At 67.4% G+C, this 15,585-nt stretch carries 14 protein-coding genes and 1 riboswitch; of the genes, 9 read left to right on the plus strand and 5 right to left on the minus strand.

Annotation, left to right across the window (positions count from 1 at the left end; genetic code table 11):
* Positions 1-20: 20 nt before the first annotated feature.
* From HGI30_RS01915 to HGI30_RS01930, 4 genes are all read left to right on the plus strand, one after another.
* Positions 21-707 (plus strand): response regulator transcription factor, encoded by a 687-nt coding sequence (locus tag HGI30_RS01915; protein WP_168909668.1) that lies wholly within the window; start codon positions 21-23, stop codon positions 705-707.
* Positions 704-2,209, plus strand: a complete 1,506-nt coding sequence (locus HGI30_RS01920; protein WP_168906144.1) for a sensor histidine kinase — start codon at positions 704-706, stop codon at positions 2,207-2,209. The genes HGI30_RS01915 and HGI30_RS01920 overlap by 4 nt, the downstream gene beginning before the upstream one ends.
* 190 nt (positions 2,210-2,399) lie before the next feature.
* A complete protein-coding gene (locus HGI30_RS01925; RefSeq protein WP_168906145.1) occupies positions 2,400-2,981 on the plus strand; it encodes a PH domain-containing protein in 582 nt (193 codons plus the stop codon).
* Positions 2,971-4,788 (plus strand): PH domain-containing protein, encoded by a 1,818-nt coding sequence (locus HGI30_RS01930; RefSeq protein WP_168906146.1) that lies wholly within the window; start codon positions 2,971-2,973, stop codon positions 4,786-4,788. The genes HGI30_RS01925 and HGI30_RS01930 overlap by 11 nt, the downstream gene beginning before the upstream one ends.
* A 156-nt stretch (positions 4,789-4,944) precedes the next feature.
* On the opposite strand, the gene HGI30_RS01935 is transcribed toward HGI30_RS01930, so the two are convergent.
* The gene (locus HGI30_RS01935) at positions 4,945-5,574 is read right to left on the minus strand and encodes a GNAT family N-acetyltransferase (protein WP_206109998.1); all 630 of its coding nucleotides are present in this window, start codon (positions 5,572-5,574) and stop codon (positions 4,945-4,947) included.
* A 313-nt stretch (positions 5,575-5,887) separates the two neighbouring features.
* On the minus strand, positions 5,888-7,726 hold the full coding sequence (locus HGI30_RS01940) for an ABC transporter substrate-binding protein (RefSeq protein ID WP_168906147.1): 1,839 nt from the start codon (positions 7,724-7,726) through the stop codon (positions 5,888-5,890).
* 126 nt (positions 7,727-7,852) lie between these two features.
* Here HGI30_RS01940 and HGI30_RS01945 point away from each other — a divergent pair, with 126 nt between their 5' ends.
* From HGI30_RS01945 to HGI30_RS01955, 3 genes are all read left to right on the plus strand, one after another.
* Complete coding sequence (locus HGI30_RS01945; protein ID WP_168906148.1) at positions 7,853-8,029, plus strand: hypothetical protein; 177 nt, start codon at positions 7,853-7,855, stop codon at positions 8,027-8,029.
* Positions 8,004-8,189: a hypothetical protein gene (locus HGI30_RS01950; RefSeq protein WP_168906149.1), complete on the plus strand. Its 186-nt coding sequence runs from the start codon at positions 8,004-8,006 to the stop codon at positions 8,187-8,189. Before HGI30_RS01945 ends, HGI30_RS01950 begins: the two co-directional genes overlap by 26 nt.
* Positions 8,190-8,492: 303 nt before the next feature.
* Positions 8,493-9,686 (plus strand): S8 family serine peptidase, encoded by a 1,194-nt coding sequence (locus HGI30_RS01955; RefSeq protein WP_168906150.1) that lies wholly within the window; start codon positions 8,493-8,495, stop codon positions 9,684-9,686.
* Positions 9,687-9,835: 149 nt separating this feature from the next.
* On the opposite strand, the gene HGI30_RS01960 is transcribed toward HGI30_RS01955, so the two are convergent.
* Positions 9,836-11,266 carry an MDR family MFS transporter gene (locus tag HGI30_RS01960; RefSeq protein ID WP_168906151.1) on the minus strand — a complete coding sequence of 477 codons (1,431 nt, stop codon included), beginning with the start codon at positions 11,264-11,266 and terminating at the stop codon, positions 9,836-9,838.
* 135 nt (positions 11,267-11,401) lie between these two features.
* Between HGI30_RS01960 and HGI30_RS01965 the strand changes: the two genes are divergently transcribed.
* Positions 11,402-12,079: a helix-turn-helix transcriptional regulator gene (locus tag HGI30_RS01965; protein WP_168906152.1), complete on the plus strand. Its 678-nt coding sequence runs from the start codon at positions 11,402-11,404 to the stop codon at positions 12,077-12,079.
* Positions 12,080-12,213: 134 nt separating this feature from the next.
* Here HGI30_RS01965 and HGI30_RS01970 read toward each other — a convergent pair whose 3' ends face one another.
* Positions 12,214-13,467 carry a mannitol-1-phosphate 5-dehydrogenase gene (locus HGI30_RS01970; RefSeq protein ID WP_168906153.1) on the minus strand — a complete coding sequence of 418 codons (1,254 nt, stop codon included), beginning with the start codon at positions 13,465-13,467 and terminating at the stop codon, positions 12,214-12,216.
* A 61-nt stretch (positions 13,468-13,528) separates the two neighbouring features.
* Complete coding sequence (locus tag HGI30_RS01975) at positions 13,529-14,188, minus strand: HAD family hydrolase (RefSeq protein WP_168906154.1); 660 nt, start codon at positions 14,186-14,188, stop codon at positions 13,529-13,531.
* Between the two features lie 146 nt (positions 14,189-14,334).
* Positions 14,335-14,489: riboswitch (cyclic di-AMP (ydaO/yuaA leader) on the minus strand.
* A gap of 678 nt (positions 14,490-15,167) precedes the next feature.
* Between HGI30_RS01975 and HGI30_RS01980 the strand changes: the two genes are divergently transcribed.
* Positions 15,168-15,581: a phage holin, LLH family gene (locus HGI30_RS01980; RefSeq protein ID WP_168906155.1), complete on the plus strand. Its 414-nt coding sequence runs from the start codon at positions 15,168-15,170 to the stop codon at positions 15,579-15,581.
* Positions 15,582-15,585 lie beyond the last annotated feature (4 nt).

Genomic DNA, 15,585 nt, shown 5'->3' on the forward strand with positions numbered 1-15,585 from the left:
GGGACGCAAGGAGGGACATGATGCGGATCCATGTGCTCGTCGCCGACGACGATCCTCATATCCGCGAGCTGCTGAGGCTCGTGCTGACGAGAGAGGGCTACGCGGTGGCCGAAGCGGCGGACGGGGAGGAAGCGGTCGTCGTGCTGGAGCGGGAGCAGGTTCATCTGGCGGTCGTCGACGTCATGATGCCCCATAAGGACGGGCTGCAGCTGACCGAAGAAATCCGCCGTCACTATGACCTGCCCGTCATCCTGCTGACGGCCCGAGGCGAGATGGCGGACAAGGAAAAGGGCTACTCGGCCGGCACCGACGACTATCTCGTCAAGCCGTTCGAGCCGCAGGAGCTGCTGTTTCGCATTCGGGCGCTGCTGCGCCGCTATCGGATCGCCAGCTCCGAGACGATCGCGCTGGGGCAGGTCGTCATCGACCGCCAGAGCTATGAGGTGACGGCGGGCGACCAGACGTTCACCCTGCCCCTCCGCGAGTTCCAGCTGCTCTCGCAGCTGGCGAGCCAGCCGGGACGCATCCATACGCGAGAGCAGCTCATCTCGCTGCTCTGGGGCGCCGATTACGAGGGGGACAGCCGCACGGTGGACGTCCACATCAAGCGGCTGCGGGAGCGCTTCGAGGCGTACCGCGACGATTTCGCGATCGTCACGATCCGCGGTCTCGGCTATAAGCTGGAGCCGGGAGGTCGCCGCGGATGAGGACGCTATACTTCCGCATCGTGTTCATCTTCGTCCTGATCGCGCTCGTGAGCGGCTTGGGAGGACTTGCCGTGACGAGCTTCTATTATGAAGCGAAGCTCAAGTCGGGCAGCGAGCACGCGATGGAGGCGGCGTCGCGGCAGGTGCGCGAGCTCGACGCGCTCGCCGGAGCGGAGCGCAGGGAAGAGACGCTGCAGGCGGTGGCGGGCCTCAGCTACCAGCTTTATGTCGTGGAGCCGGACGGGTCCGAGCGGGCGTACGGAGCTGCTTTCCGGCACGGGTTCCTCCCGCCGGAGACGGCGGTGCGCGAGGTGCGCTCGGGCGGCGTCTACCCCGGCATGACCGAGGAGGACCGGCGGTTCAAGCTGCTGGCCTACTTCGAAAACAGCGCTCGCAATACGTACGGCTTCCCGCTCTCCCGCCCGGACGGCGGCACGGATGCCGTCTTCATCCGCCCGGATCTGGAAAGCCAGATCGGCGAGGTGCGGATCATCCTCGCCGTGCTGCTCGCCAGCACGTTCGGCCTCAGCCTGCTGCTCATCGCGGCGATGAGCCGGCTGATCGTCGCGCCGGTGAAGCGTCTCACCCGGGCGGTCCAGCGGATGGCGGCCGGCGATTACGACGTGCGTGTCGATACCGCGCGCCGCGACGAGATCGGCGAGCTCGGGCGAAGGTTCACGGCGATGGCGGGCGCGGTGCGCCAGCTCGACCGGATGCGCCAGGAGTTCGTCGCCAACGTCTCGCATGAGTTCCAGTCGCCGCTGACGTCGATCCGCGGCTTCATCCGCACGCTGCTGGACGGCGGGGCGGCCGCGAGGGACGAGGAGACGCGGCGCTACTTGACGATCATCGACGAGGAAAGCCGGCGCCTCAGCTCGATGAGCCGCCAGCTGCTGCTGCTCGCCGACGTGGACCGGCCCGACCGCGCGCTCGACAGACGCTCGTACCGGCTGGACGAGCAGCTGCGCCAGGCGATCCTGCTGCTCGAGTGGCAGTGGACCGCCAAAGAGCTGGAGCTTGATCTGGAGCTGGCGGAGGGGACCCTTGTCGCCGATGAAGGACTGCTGTACGAAGTGTGGCTGAACCTGCTCGGCAATGCGATCAAGTTCAGCCCCCAGGGCGGCGCGCTCCGCGTCGCGATGCGCTTCCGGGAGGGCCGGGAGGCCGCTTGGGAGCGCGGAGAATCGGGCGGACCCTCAGGGGGCAGACGGCTCGAGGTCGTCATCGCGGACGAAGGGCCGGGCATCCCGCCGCTGGAGCTGCCGCATATCTTCGAGCGCTTCCACAAGGCCGACCGGGCGCGCGCGGTCGCTCCGAAAGACGGGACGGCGGCCGCCGCGCCGACCTCTGCGGCTGCCGGGTCGGGCAGCGGCCTCGGCTTGTCGATCGCGCAGCGCATCGTCCGCCTGCACGGCGGAGACATCGAAGCCTTGTCGCAGCCGGGAAAGGGGGCGGCGTTCCGCGTGACGCTGCCTCAAGGAAGCGACGCGCCGCGGAGATGAAGGCGGCATCTGCCGTCTTCCGGGCAAGGGCCGCATCGTCGTCGACTGCGGCCGGCTCCGGGAGGCGGCGCTCCGAGCGTCCAGCCGCTCGGAGCTCCGTCGATCGCAAGCGCGGCAACGGCGCGGCAACCCCGCGGCCGTCCGGCTCGTAGAAGGCGGGATGGACCATCAATCAGGGAGGGCTGTGACCATGGAGCAGGATCAACGACGGCTGGGGACGGACTCCGCAACCAAGCCGGACGACAGGACGGAGACGATGCCGGAGCGGCCGCCCTCGCCGGGCGAGGAGCCGCATGCGGACGAGCCGCTGCAGGCGCTCGATCCCCGGGTCATCCGCGCCCGGCGGCTGGAGGGGGCGATCACGAGCGGCGTCTATGCCGCCATCGTGCTGGCGCTGGCTCTGCTGTCGGCGCGCTTCGGCTGGCCGTGGTGGATCGCGGCCGGCGCAGGCGCGCTCGGACTGGCCGGAGCGGCTCTGGAGCTGCTGTGGCTGCCGAGGCTGCTGCACCGCAGCTGGGGGTACCTCGTGCGGGAGCATGAGATCGAGCTGGCGCATGGCATCTTCATCCGCAAGCGTACGCTCATCCCGGTCGTCCGTATCCAGCATATCGATACGAAGCAAGGTCCCATCCAGAAGCGCTGCGGCATCGCGACGCTGACGATGGCGACCGCAGCAGGCAGCCACGCCATTCCCGGCTTGCCGCAGGAGCAGGCGGAGGCGATGCGAAGCCGGCTGGCGGAGCTGACGAGGAGGGCGGACGATGAAATCTGACGCAGCCGCCGGCCCGGAGCTGCGGCGCGTGCATCCCGCCTCCATGCTGTTTTTTTTGGCCAAGGGAATCAAAGAGATGTACGGCATGCTGCCGCTGCTGCCGCTGCTCGTGCTGTGGGTGCCGAGAGCGACTGGACTGGACGTCAGCCGCGTCGTTCTCGGCGCGCTGCTCGGAGGCCTCGGGCTCGCGGCTCTGCTCGCTGCCGCGTGGCTGCGCTGGCGGCGGTTCGGATACGCCGTGGAGGCGGGATCGATCCGGATCGAGCAGGGGGTATGGAGCCGCCGCACGGTCTGGATCCAGCAGGAGCGTATCCAATCCGTGGACACGAGGCAGAATCTTGCCGAGCGCGCGCTCGGCCTCCTACAGCTCCGCATCGAGACGGCCGGCGGCGGCGAAAAGGCGGAGGCCGTGCTGCCGTCGCTGTCCGCTGCGGAGGCCGCGCGGCTGCAGCGCCTGCTCGGCTATGCGGAAGCCGGGCCCGATGAGGGCGGGGAGGCGGATCGCTGGAACGAGCCGTCCGCCGGCGCCGACGACGGACTCCGTCGGGCAGGCGCTGCGCCGGTGCCCATCGGTGCGCGAGGCGGAGAAGGCGATGCGCCGATCGCCGGAGAGTCGCGAAGCGGAGAAGGCGATGCGCCGATGGCCATCAGTGCGCGAGACGGAGGGGACGATGCGCCCATGCCCGGCGATGCGCGCGTTCTCGGAGACGGCGGGCTCATGGCCGCGCCTGGCGCGGAACGGCAATCGCTGCCGTCGGAATCGGCCGCTCCGGCGGCAGCGCGGAGGACCGGGGAACCGGTCGTCCAGCGGAGAATCCGGCCGAGCGACCTGCTCGGCTATGCGCTCACCTCCTACCGGACCGGCATTGTCTTTCTCTTGCTGGCCGGACTGCTTTCGCGCGCGGCGGACAGCGGCTGGCTGCGAGGGATCGACCTGAGGGACGAGATGGAGCGGCTGTTCGGAGCCTACGCCATCGCGGCCGCGACGGGATTGCTGCTGGTCGCCGCCTGGCTGCTGACCGCGCTGCAGCTCCTCAACTCGAACTGGGGCTTCCGGCTCGAGCGCCGGGGCCGCAAGCTGCATGTCGAGCGCGGCTTGCTGGAGAAGAAGCGGCAGACGATCGACATCTCCCGCATCCAAGCGCTGGAGCTTGCCCAGCCGCTGCTGCACCGGCCGCTCGGCTGGGTGGCGGTGCGGGCGTTCATCGCCGGCAACGCGGATGAAAAGGAGCGGCATCTGCTGCTCTTTCCGGTGCTGAAGCGGGCGGAAGCGGAAGCGTTTCTGCGAGGCTTCGCCCCGGCCTTCGCCCTGCCGGCGGATTGGAGCCGCGTCGAACGCTCCGCCTGGTCGGCCTATGCCGGCTGGCCCGCTCTCTTCGCCCTGCTTCCGGCGGCGGCCGGATGGATCTGGATTCCCGATCCGTACCGCTGGCTTACGGCGCTGGTTCCGGCCGCCGTGCTCGTTTACGGCACGCTGGAGCATCGCCATGCGGCATGGGCGCTGGAGGGCGGGCAGCTGTCGCTGCGCCTCGGAGCGCTCATCCGCTCCGAGCTGCTGCTGCCGGGCGGCCGCATCCAGTGGCACCGCAGGACCCAATCGCCGATGCAGCGGCTCCGGGGCAGGGCGAGCCTGACGGTCAGCATCGCGACCGGCAAAGGCGCGCGCGCGTTCCGGCTGCGACATGCTCCGCATGCGGCCGTGCAGCAGCTGCTGCGGCAGCTGAGCTGGCGGCCGCGGCGCGGGAGCGAATCGACTGCGGCTGCTCAGCGGATGAAGCGCCCTCATGAGGAGCGAATCGAGCACTGATCCGCTTCGCAGCCGGGGAAGGCATCGGTACGTGGTAACTAGAGCACGGATTCGCTCCGCAGCCGCGAAACGCTCCCTCGCAGCTATAAAAGTCTGCTCTCAAAAAAAGCTTGCCCGACCGGACCATCCGTCCGAATCGGGCAAGCTTTTTGCGGTTCAGCGCAGCTCCGCCGGAACAGGCGTCGCCTCGCCTCGCTCCCAGTCGCTGCGCAGCAGGCCGTAGCCGAGCGAATCGTACAGCTGACCCCCTTGCGGCCAGCTTTGCCGGTAGTATCCTTCCCGCACGAACAGCGTGCCCCGGAACGCCGCCTGCATCCCCGCATTGTCGATGCGGGTGTGGCCCTCGATGCGGATGGCCGAAGGCAGTTCCCGGAACACGCAGTCCGCCAGCCAGCCGAGCGTGGCTCGCGCTGCCCCTTGGCGGCGATAGGCCTCGCGGATGCGCAGGTCGAACAGCACCGTCGGATCCTGCGCATCCATGATCTTGATGAAGCCGGCCTTGGCGCCGGCGGCGTCCTCGATCCAGAACGTCCTCGTCTCGTTCCCGTGGTAAGCTCCTTCGTCGAACGCCGCGCGGATCGCCTCGGCCTCCGGCCGCTCCACTCCATGATAGGGCCAGCGCTCGCCGGAGAGCAGTCGGGCGAGCGCTTCGCGCTCTTCCGCCGTTTCTCCTAACGGTACCCAAGACCAACCTTCGCCTGAGGCCGGCTCGACCTCGACCGGGCGCCGATACTCAGCCCCAGCTCCTCGAACCAGCGGTTCAGTCCGCTCCACAGCCGTTCGCACTCGGCATGCAGCTCCTGCGGATCGCTCAGGCGCCCGGACTCGCACCGGGCGGCCAGGGCTTTGCAGAGGCGGGGAAGAACGGCTGAAGCCGATCTTCCCCGCCTCCTCCGAACGATAGGACGTCGAAGAGCCGCTCCGGCTCGCGGCTGGGCGGCTGCATCGACTTCAAAAGCGGGACGCGACGGCAAACGCCGCCGCAGCTCCGATCAGCCATCGGCGGAGCCGATGGCTGCCATCAGAAGCGTTGGATAACGGATGCGAGGCGGCTCGTAGTAGGATCGTAATCAAGGATCAGGCCGGCCGCTCCGCGGGCTTACGGCCGCAGCTCCGCGGCGGCCAGCTCAGGCGCGGCGAGGCAGGTCTCCAGCCAGACGTTCTTGAGGTCGACCCAGCCGAGCCGGTTGAGGCGCACGCCCTGCACGGACGGATGGAGGTAGGTGCTGAGCTGCTGGTGGTGCAGGAAGATGATCGAGCCGTCGTCGCGCAGCTGCTCCTCGACCTGCCTCAGGATCTGCCGGCGTCCGGCCGCGTCCGCTGTCGCCAGGGCGGCATCGATCCGTCCCCGGATCCAGGTCTGCGTATCGTCCGTCAGGAAGTTGCCCAGGATGCAATTGCCGTGCTCGTAGGCCTCGATCTCGCACACCTCGTCCTCGGCGATGACGATGCACCAGATCGTCAGATCGGCTTGGCGAAAGCCGGATTCGCAGGTGATTCCCTCCAGCTCCAGCTCGACGCGGATGCCCCAATCGGCCAGCTTGCGCGTGATCCAGCCTGCCTCGTCCTTGTACTTGGACTGCGCGATCAAGCGGATCGGCGTGCCGTCGTACTCCGCCTCCCGCAGGGCGGCGCGCAGCCGATCCGGCCGGGGCGGCTCGGGGGAGCGCATCGCGCTCGTTTCCGGGAGGAAGCCGTAAGCCGGCAGGATGCTCTTGTCCTTGAGCTCTCCCAGCAGCTCGGACGGATCAAGAATCATGCGCACCGCCCTCCGGAACGCTTCGGACTGATGCGGACCGGGCTTGTTCATGTTCCAGCCGAGCATGGCGCAGCCGTGGTTCACGTTGTGGATGGACGACCATTCCTCCGACGGCGGAGCCGTCTCGGGCTCGTGGTAGAAGCCGTCGCGGATGCGCAGCAGCCCGGGTACGCTCGGCGCGACCGAGGCCGGCTGGCAGCTCTCGGGCAGGACGACCATGTCGACGGCGTCGAGATAAGGGCGGCCGCCATAATACGGCTCATGGGCGCCCAGCTCCAGGCCGCAGGAGGTGTGCTTGAGCAGCCGGAACGGACCGGTGCCGATCGGACGCTTCCAGAACTCCTCCTCCGGCAGGCCCCGCAGCCCTTCCGGCAGCAGCGCGGCGGCGCCGGCGCAGACGAAGCGGTCGAAGATGAAGTTCGGCTTTTCCAGATAGAAGCGCACGACATGGGAGCCTACCGTCTCCACGCTCCGCACGCTGCGCATGAGCCAGCGGTTGAAGCCGTGGCGCAGCCGCTCGAAGGTGAACGCGACATCGCGCGAGTTCAGCTCGGCGCCGTCGTGGAACAGCACCCCCTTGCGCAGGAAGAAGGTCCACACGGTTCCATCTCCGTTCACGCTCCAGTGATGCGCGGCGGCGGGGATGATGCGCTCGTTCTCCTCGCTGTACTGGAGCAGCCGGTCGTACAGCTGGCGCATCACATGCGCGTCCAGCGCATAGTTGAGATGCGAAGGATCCAGGGTGCGCACGCCGTACAGCAGCGGAAAGCGAAGCGTGTCGCGCGGCGGCTGGCCTTGCTGCTGTTCCTTGAGGTAGCCGAACCGTCCATCCAGCCATTGGAGGAACCGTTCCCTCGCGGCCGTGCCGCCGGCGTACTGGCCGATCAGCTCGAAGGCGGCCGGATAGTTGCCCGCCTCGGCTTCCGCCTGGAGCAGCTCCATCAGGTAAGGCTCCTTAGGGTGGCGGAACACGATCCGCGAACGATGGCCGCGTCCGCGTCCGGGAAGCCACTCGATCAGCTGCTCCTCCTGCAGCCGGCGAAGGATGAGCTTGGCGTTGCGGGGGGTGCAGAACAGCGCGGCGGCGATGCCGTCCAGCGTCGCCTCGACGGGCGAGCCGGGTGCCGAATCGCCCGAAAACCGCTCCATGAGGGACAAGTATCGTTCAGTCGCATACATTGAGGTTGGCCTCCTTCTGGCTGGCGGACTGGCAAAAGAGGAAAAGAGTTGAAGTGATTATACGCTTTTTAGCCCTTTTTGCCTAGCGCATACTGGAGTCAGATCAAGCGAACGGAGATGAGGGGCATGTTGGAGATTCAGTATGTGTCGGAGAAGCTGGAGCAGTTCCGCCAGGAGGAGGGCCGGAACGTCAGCCGCAGGGGAGCGCTGCTTCGGCAGCTCGGCGAAAGGACGTTCAGACGATGGAGCCAGATCAATCGGACGGGAGATGAGGACCATGATGGAAGAGCAATATCTGGCTGAGAAGCTGGAGCAGTTCCGGCAGGAGCGGTACCGAAGGCTGGAGCGGCAAGGGATCTGGCGTCTGGACCTGGAACAGGACGCGCCGGCCGGGCGTTCGGGAGAATCCCGGCTCGGAAGGACGCTCATCGCGATCGCTTCGCTGCTGTCCCTGCGCCGCTGAGGCGGCGGGACGGGCGGCGGGCTTTTTTTTATTTTATTCTATTCTTCCCTATGCGGGCCTAAAAGAGGAAAAGAAGGCCGGAGGACAGACTCCTTTTGCGCCGGACGGCAAGGGACGGCTTTTGATGTGGAGCGCCGGGCTCGTGGCGAGCGGGCTTGAACCGGCGGAGCCGGCTCGCCGAGCTTCGGGCCGGCGGCCCGAGCCCTTTTCGCTTGTCCGCCGCAGCGGCCCAAGCCATCGGCTTGACCCCCCCATAAAGTAGTAAGGCAGCGACAAGCTGCGAGCGACAAGGGGGCGGTTCGAATGATGGATTGGCCATGGCTGCCTGCCGTGCTGCTGCCTGTCGCGGCCGGCGCCTGGTGGCTGGCCGGACAGGCCGGGGCTTGGCTGGCGGAACGAAGCATGCCGGAGCATGAGCCGGGCGAGGTGCTGGTGAAGTTCGCCGAGGGGCTTTCGCTGGAGGGCAAGCGCCGTATCCATCGGCGCTGCGGCTGCGAGATCGTCGAGGAGCTGGGACGGACAGGCTTGCAGGTCGTCCGCTCCGCGCAGGGACGGGCGAGCGCGCGGCGGCTCAAGGAGCGCTACGAGCGGCATCCCGGCGTAGAGTTCGCGGAGCCGAACTTCGTCTACCGGACGTGCCTCGTGCCCGATGATCCTTACTACAGCCTGCAGCACGGGCCGAGACAGATCGGCGCGGAGCTGGCGTGGGAGACGACGCGGGGGGACCGGCGCATCATCATCGCCGTGCTCGACACGGGCATCGACTCGGCGCATCCGGACCTGGCGGGCAAGGTGCTGCCTGGAAAGGACTTCGTCGACCCGGACGGAACGGGAGAAGACGGCAACGGCCACGGCACGCATGTGGCCGGCATCGCGGCGGCAGAGGCGGACAACGGCATCGGCATCGCCGGCATCGCGCCGGGCGTCTCGCTGCTGCCGGTGCGCGTGCTGGACGCCTCCGGCAACGGCACGCTGCGGCGCATCGCCGCCGGCATCCGCTATGCGGCCGATCAAGGCGCGCAGGTCATCAACCTCAGCCTCGGCGGTCCGGCGCGCTCCTCGGCGCTGCGGTCGGCGATCCGCTACGCGGTCGCCAAGGGCGCCGTCGTCGTCGCCGCGGCGGGCAATACGGGCTCGTCCGATCCGGTCTATCCCGGCGCATACGACGAGGTGATCGCCGTCGGATCGGTCGATCATCAGGACTTGCCTTCGGCGTTTTCCGCCTACGGGCCGTGGGTGGAGCTCGCCGCTCCCGGCGAGCGGATCGCCTCGACCTACGCCGGAGGACGGTACACGTACTTCAGCGGCACCTCGATGGCCGCTCCGCATGTGGCAGGAGCAGCCGCCCTGCTGGCGAGCCTCGGGTTCACCGGCGAGCAGATCCGCGCCCGGCTGCTGGCGACGGCCGATCGGACGGGAGACGGCGGGCTGTGCTGGGCCCATGGCCGCGTCGATGCCGGACGAGCGGTCGCAGACGACGCTCCGCCGGAGGGCTGAGGCGCCGCATCCGGCGATGGAAGCTCAATCGCGCTGCGGGCTTCGTCGCGGCTCGGTCCATGGGGCCACGGCCGCGCGCAGAAAGAGCCTTTCGAGTCCGACTCGAAAGGCTCTTTCTTTCTTGATCCGGCATCGGCTGCCGCAGGAGATCAGCCGGCGGAAGCGGGCTGGACGGAATTCTGCGCCTGGCCGCCACGCGGCTTGCCGGCAGGCAGCGCGAGCAGCAGCAGCACGTTGAGCGCGGCGAAGCCCGCGATCAGCAGGAAGACGGCATGGAGGCCGCTGCCCAGGTCGGCGGAGGTTCCGCCGGTTTGATAATATCGGTTGAACAGAAGGCCGAACAGCGCCACGCTGATCGTTTGGCCGAACGCGTTCATGAGCGCGTTGGTCGAGGTGGCGACGCCGCGCTGCTCGTACTCGACCGACGTCTGCACGGTGACAAGGATCGGCGTGTTGATGCAGCCGAGGCCGAAGCCGGCGACGGTCAGCAGCGCGACGAGCCAGACGAGCGGGGTGGACGGCTGCAGCAGCAGCAGCATCAGCGCCGCCGACGCGGCGATGATGACGCCTGCGGCCATGAAGCGCTTGGGACCTAGGCGGAACATATATCGGCCCGACAAGTTGGCCGCGAGCGGCCAGGCGATGGACATCGGCATGAGCGCGAAGCCCGAGGCGGTAGCCGAATGCCCCAGCAGCATCTGGATCCACAGCGGAGCGTAGATCGTCAGGCCCGAGCTGACGCCGAACATGACGAAGCCCATCGCGTACGGCACGCCGAGCCGGCGGCTGGCGAGCAGCCGGAGCGGGAGCATCGGGTCCTTGGCCTTGCTTTCGATATAGAGGAACCATCCGAGCACGACGGCCGCGAAGGCCAGCAGTCCGACGATGAGCGGCGAATCCCAGGCATAGGCCTCGCCGCCGGTGAGCAGCGCGAACAGCAGGGCGCTGACCCACAGGGCGAACGTGATCGCCCCGGCGTAATCGACCGACGGCCGGACCGAGCGATCGCGCTCCTCCCGCAGGAACATCCATACGAGCGCGAACGAGACGGCTCCGATCGGCACGTTGATGTAGAAGATCCAGCGCCAGCTGAGGTGGTCGACGAACGTGCCGCCGACGACGGGGCCGATGAGTGCCGCGACGGACCAGACCGAGGCGAAGACGCCCTGGACCTTGCCGCGCTCCTCGCCCGGATACAGATCGCCGGCGATCGTGAAGGCGACCGGAGACAGCGCTCCGGCGCCGATGCCCTGGATGGCGCGGAAGACGATCAGCTGCTCCATCGTGGAGGCGGCGCCGCAGAGGACGGAGCCGAGCACGAAAAAGCCGATGCCGGCGGCAAACACCGGCTTGCGTCCGTACAGATCCGCGAGCTTGCCGAAAATCGGCGTGGTGACGCAGGTCGTCAGCGTATAGATGGAGAAGATCCAGCTCAGCAGCGAGAGGCCGTGCAGCTCCCCTGCGATGCTTTTGGTCGCGGTGGTGACGACCGTCGCGTCGAGCGCTCCGACGAACAGGCCGAGCAGCAGGCCGATCGTGATGATCTTGCGGCCCGGACGGACGGGAAATTCGGTCGGCATGGGCCTCCACTCCTTTACCAATAAGAGAAAAGTCAGAAGGATTGTATCCGGTTCCCTTTGACTTTGTCAACGCTTATCTTTACAATCTAGGAAAAGAGCCGCGCAGGCGGCGAAGAGCGAGGGGAGAGGATACGGATGTCGACGAAAGACAAACAGCCCGAGAGCGCCAGCGCGACCCGGACCCGCAGGCAGATCGTGGATCTCCTGAAGCAGCACGGCCCGCTCGACGCCGCCGCGCTGGCCGGACGGCTCGGCGTCTCCGGCATGGCGGTGCGGCAGCATCTGTACGGACTGGAGAAGGAAGGGCTGATCGACCACCGCGAGGAGCCGCGCGCGATGGGCCGGCCGGCCAAGCTATGGGCGCTGACGTCCGAGGCCAATCGGCTGTTCCCGGCGGGCTACGCGGAGCTGACGATCGGTCTCATGGACTCGGTGCGCGAGACGTTCGGCGAGGAGGGGCTCGAAAAGCTGCTTGCCGTCCGCAACGGCAAGCAGATCGCCCACTATTCCTTGCCTGCGGGCGAGGCGGAGCAAGCGGTGGAGAGCGGATCGCTGCTGGAGGAGAAGCTGCGGCGGCTCGTCGAGCTCCGCACGGCGGAGGGCTATATGGCCGAGTACGAGCGGGAGCCGGACGGGACGTACGTCTTCACCGAGAAGCATTGCCCGATCTGCGACGCGGCCCAGGCTTGCGCCAGCCTGTGCCGGTTCGAGACCGGCATGATTCGCGGCGTGCTCGGCGAGGGCGTCGAGGTCGAGCGGACCGAGCATCTGCTGAGCGGCGGCCGACGCTGCGTGTACCGCATCGCGCCCTGAGCACGGGACAGCCAAGGGCAATAAAGTCCAAGCCGAAAAAGCTTCTCCATTCAGCCTGAAGGGCGATTGGAGAAGCTTTTTGGGCATGATTCGGGCCTCCGTAGAATCGGGGGCAAGCCGCCGCCTTGGCGGGGTTACCGCCCGAGCCGGTCGTAAGCGGCGCAGACGGATCGCACAAGATCGTGCGTCCGCGGCAGGCCGAGCTTGCGGCTGAGCGCTCCTTCCAGTCCGTCCCGGCGGAGGAGGCGCTCCAGCTCGACCGATTCGGCATCGAGCGGATGGCGATAAGCGAGCGCGGCGGCGATCGCCTCCTGCAGCGCGGGCATCTCCAAGCCGAGCTCGTGTCCGAGCAGCAGCGGTCGGACGAGGCGGTCGCCCTGCCCCAGCTTGCGCCGCGGCGAGCGGGCGATGCGGCTGATCTTGTCGGAGAGAGCGGGATTGGCGAAGCGCTGGAGCGTCTCCTCAATATAGGCCTCATGCTCGGCGGCGTCGAAGCCGTGGCGGCGGGCAAGCATCGTTCCGGTCTCCCGGAGCGCCTCCCGCACCTTGGACCGAACCGGCTCGCTGGCGAGCGCCTCCTGGATCGTGCGGAATCCGGCCAGGTAGCCGAAATAGGCGGCGGCGCAGTGGCCGGTGTTGACGGTGAACAGCTTGCGCTCCATCCATGGGTCGAGATCGCCCACGTAGCGGACGCCGCGGATGCGCCGCATCGGCTCCGCCCCGCCCTTTTCGACGATCCATTCCGAAAAGGGCTCGACGCGCACCGCGAGCGGATCCGGCTGCTTCTGAGCCGGGACGATGCGGTCGACCATCGAATCCGGAAAGGCCAGCTGCCGCTCGGCCGGCTCGCGAAGCCGTTCGGGCAAGTGCCGGAAGACGAGCCGCTTGAGCTGGCTGCTCGCCCGGATGCCGTTCTCGCAGGCGATGATCGGCAGCGGCCGGCCGACGGGCTTCGCCAGCCGGCTTTCCAGCGCCTTGGCCAGCACCTTGGCGATGGAGGGCAGCGCGGACAGGCCGACGGCCGTCGTAATCAGCTCCGCCGTCTCGATGGCATCGGCCAGCTCCTTCTCTTTGCCGATCGCCACGGCGCCGACCGGTCCGACCGTCTCGCGCCTCCCGGCTTCGTCGGCATATTCGACCTCGTAGGCGCGATGCTCCCGCAGCAGGCGGATCTGCTCCGGATTCCGCGCGGCGAATACGATTTCGTAACCGGCTCTGGCCAGCGTGACGCCGACGAGGCCGCGGCCGATGTTGCCGGCTCCGAAGTGGACGGCCTTGGGCCGCGCGGGGGCAGGTTCCCGCACGGGGGACGAGTGGCTTGCCGGCTCGGCTCCGACTCGCCCGGCCGCGAGCTCCTGCATCGCCAGATTCGGTTGTGCTGCATTCAAGATAGACGCTCCCCTTTCGAATCGAATCTTGTCTCTTTGCAATCGAATTCGGAATATTCGGTTAAATCATGACGTGGCGGTTGAAGTCGATTTGCTCCAGCGAGTCGGCTCGATGCGTGCAGGGGCCGAACTCCAGGCTGCGCGTGATGGCGTTGGGCGTGACGACGCAGCGGATGCCGGCGGCGTGAGCGGCTTTGGCGCCGTTCGGCGAGTCCTCGATCGCGACCGTTTCCTCCGGCCGCACGCCGAGCGCTGCCATCGTCTGCAGGTAGAGCGCGGGATGAGGCTTGACATGCTCCACGTCGTCCGCGGTGCGGATCGCTTCGAAGTAGTCCGTCAGACCGAGCTGGCCGAGGAACCGGAGCACCCATTCGCGCTTGGAGCTGGAGGCGAGGCCGATGCGCAGTCCTTGGCGCCGGGCCTCGTCGAGGTAATGCTGGACGCCGGGACGAATCGCTTCCTGCCGCATCAGCTCGTCGTGGCGGCGGTGGATCGCCTCGCGGAACTCGGTTCGGTCGATCGGCAGGCCGAGATCGGTCATGAGGTATTCATAGGGATTGAAGCGGTGCAGGCTCGTGCCGATGCAGCCGGAGTACATCTCCAGCGTCAAGTGCACGCCATGCTCTTTGTAGGCATCATGGAAAGCGGTGTACCAGGCGGTTTCGGTGTCGATGATCGTTCCGTCGAAATCGAAAATGACGGCTTTGGTCGTTTGGTTCATGGATCTGCGCCCTTTCATCGTGGAATCGGGCAGCCGAGACGGAAAGCGGGGGGCCAGCGCCCTCGCGGAAGGGAAGGCCTGGAGATGAGGATAACGCAAAGAGGCCCATTGCGAGGCAATCGGGCCATGGAAGCTCACGCTGAAGGATGACCCATCTCAGGCTGACGAGGTTAGCTGACGGACTCGGGTGGATGGTACCCTACGGATCGGCGCGGCTTGATGCCGCCCGAATCGATTCGCCCCTGAATAGTGGTTTCCCCGCTTCCCGGAATCGCTGCCGGGAACTAAGCACTGGAGCTATCGTAACGTGCCCCGATTCAATTGTAAAGGGCGGCAGCCGCCCGCCGAAGCCGGTTGAAAGCAGGAGCGGAGCACCGGCCGCAAGCGAGGGAGGACGGGGGAGACAAGCGTGTCCGAGCGCGCTCGGAGGCCCGTCTCCGCTTGCGGGAGCCAGGTGGCGGGAGCGCAGGCGAGGCGGCCATGATAGCGCTCTCGGACACGCGCGGGCAACAGGGGGCTCCGGCGGTCCGTTCGGCACCCGGGCGGGCGTAGCCTAGGATGGCGCCGGCAGGGATGGAAACCGGAGGAAAAAGAGGGCGGAAAAAAATTTTTCGTCGCGAATGGGACCGCTTCCGCGCTGGGGTTGACGAAGGAGCCGCGCCTTTACTATACTGATCGAGCGGGAACAAATGTTCTCGTCCCATTCATTCTATCGTCATCCTGGAAGCGTTCTTTCGATATCGGGCACAAAGAAGGGAAACGGGAGGGAAAGGCCTAATTCTAGGTACAGGAGCGAGTTGCACCAAGGGCCGCGGCCGGCTGCTTCTGACTGCGCGATCGCGGTTATGGCATGGTATCCCCTTCGCTTCGCTGCGAAGGGAGGAGAGGAGGAGATCGCCTTTCCGGCCGGAGCCGGAGAGCCAGAAACGAGCCCGCCCTGCTGGGGGCAGACACCTTGAGGAGCAAAGGAGAACGGTTCATGTTGGATATCGAAGAATGGCCTGTCTGGGCGGCTTTTGCAGAGGATGCGATGACCGCATTGCTGGCGCTTGCCGTCATCGTCGCGGCGCCGATCCTGTGCCGCCGCGGCGTCGCGTACCTGTCGGTAAAAGCCGGGGAGCATCAGCGCGTGCTGCTGCACCGCATCGCCGAGGAGGCCGCGGCGCTCGCGGAGTCCGCTTATCCGAACGGCGGAGGGCCGCAAAAGCTGGCGATGGCCATGAAGTACGCGCAGGAGCAGCTGCGGCTCCTCGGCATCCGGCTGGGCCAGGAAGCGCTGCGCGCCTCGATCGAGAAGGCCGTCCTGGACTACAATGCCATGATCAAGCCATGGGAGGGCATTCCGGCTTCGGCCGTCATCCGCAGCCCCTATGGGGAGGGCGTGAGCCAGTAGAGGA

This window comes from Paenibacillus albicereus (assembly GCF_012676905.1).
GTDB lineage: Bacteria > Bacillota > Bacilli > Paenibacillales > Paenibacillaceae > Paenibacillus_O > Paenibacillus_O albicereus.

What these genes read in the sequence shown, in the direction of transcription:
- HGI30_RS01915 (WP_168909668.1), top strand. Translation starts at nt 21, where the DNA reads ATGCGGATCCATGTGCTCGTCGCCGACGACGATCCTCATATCCGCGAG.
- HGI30_RS01950 (WP_168906149.1), top strand. Translation starts at nt 8,004, where the DNA reads ATGATGGAAGAGCAATATCTGGCTGAGAAGCTGGAGCAGTTCCGGCAG.
- HGI30_RS01925 (WP_168906145.1), top strand. Translation starts at nt 2,400, where the DNA reads ATGGAGCAGGATCAACGACGGCTGGGGACGGACTCCGCAACCAAGCCG.
- HGI30_RS01960 (WP_168906151.1), bottom strand. Translation starts at nt 11,266, where the DNA reads ATGCCGACCGAATTTCCCGTCCGTCCGGGCCGCAAGATCATCACGATC.
- HGI30_RS01940 (WP_168906147.1), bottom strand. Translation starts at nt 7,726, where the DNA reads ATGTATGCGACTGAACGATACTTGTCCCTCATGGAGCGGTTTTCGGGC.
- HGI30_RS01945 (WP_168906148.1), top strand. Translation starts at nt 7,853, where the DNA reads ATGTTGGAGATTCAGTATGTGTCGGAGAAGCTGGAGCAGTTCCGCCAG.
- HGI30_RS01930 (WP_168906146.1), top strand. Translation starts at nt 2,971, where the DNA reads ATGAAATCTGACGCAGCCGCCGGCCCGGAGCTGCGGCGCGTGCATCCC.
- HGI30_RS01965 (WP_168906152.1), top strand. Translation starts at nt 11,402, where the DNA reads ATGTCGACGAAAGACAAACAGCCCGAGAGCGCCAGCGCGACCCGGACC.
- HGI30_RS01920 (WP_168906144.1), top strand. Translation starts at nt 704, where the DNA reads ATGAGGACGCTATACTTCCGCATCGTGTTCATCTTCGTCCTGATCGCG.
- HGI30_RS01955 (WP_168906150.1), top strand. Translation starts at nt 8,493, where the DNA reads ATGATGGATTGGCCATGGCTGCCTGCCGTGCTGCTGCCTGTCGCGGCC.
- HGI30_RS01975 (WP_168906154.1), bottom strand. Translation starts at nt 14,188, where the DNA reads ATGAACCAAACGACCAAAGCCGTCATTTTCGATTTCGACGGAACGATC.
- HGI30_RS01980 (WP_168906155.1), top strand. Translation starts at nt 15,168, where the DNA reads ATGTTGGATATCGAAGAATGGCCTGTCTGGGCGGCTTTTGCAGAGGAT.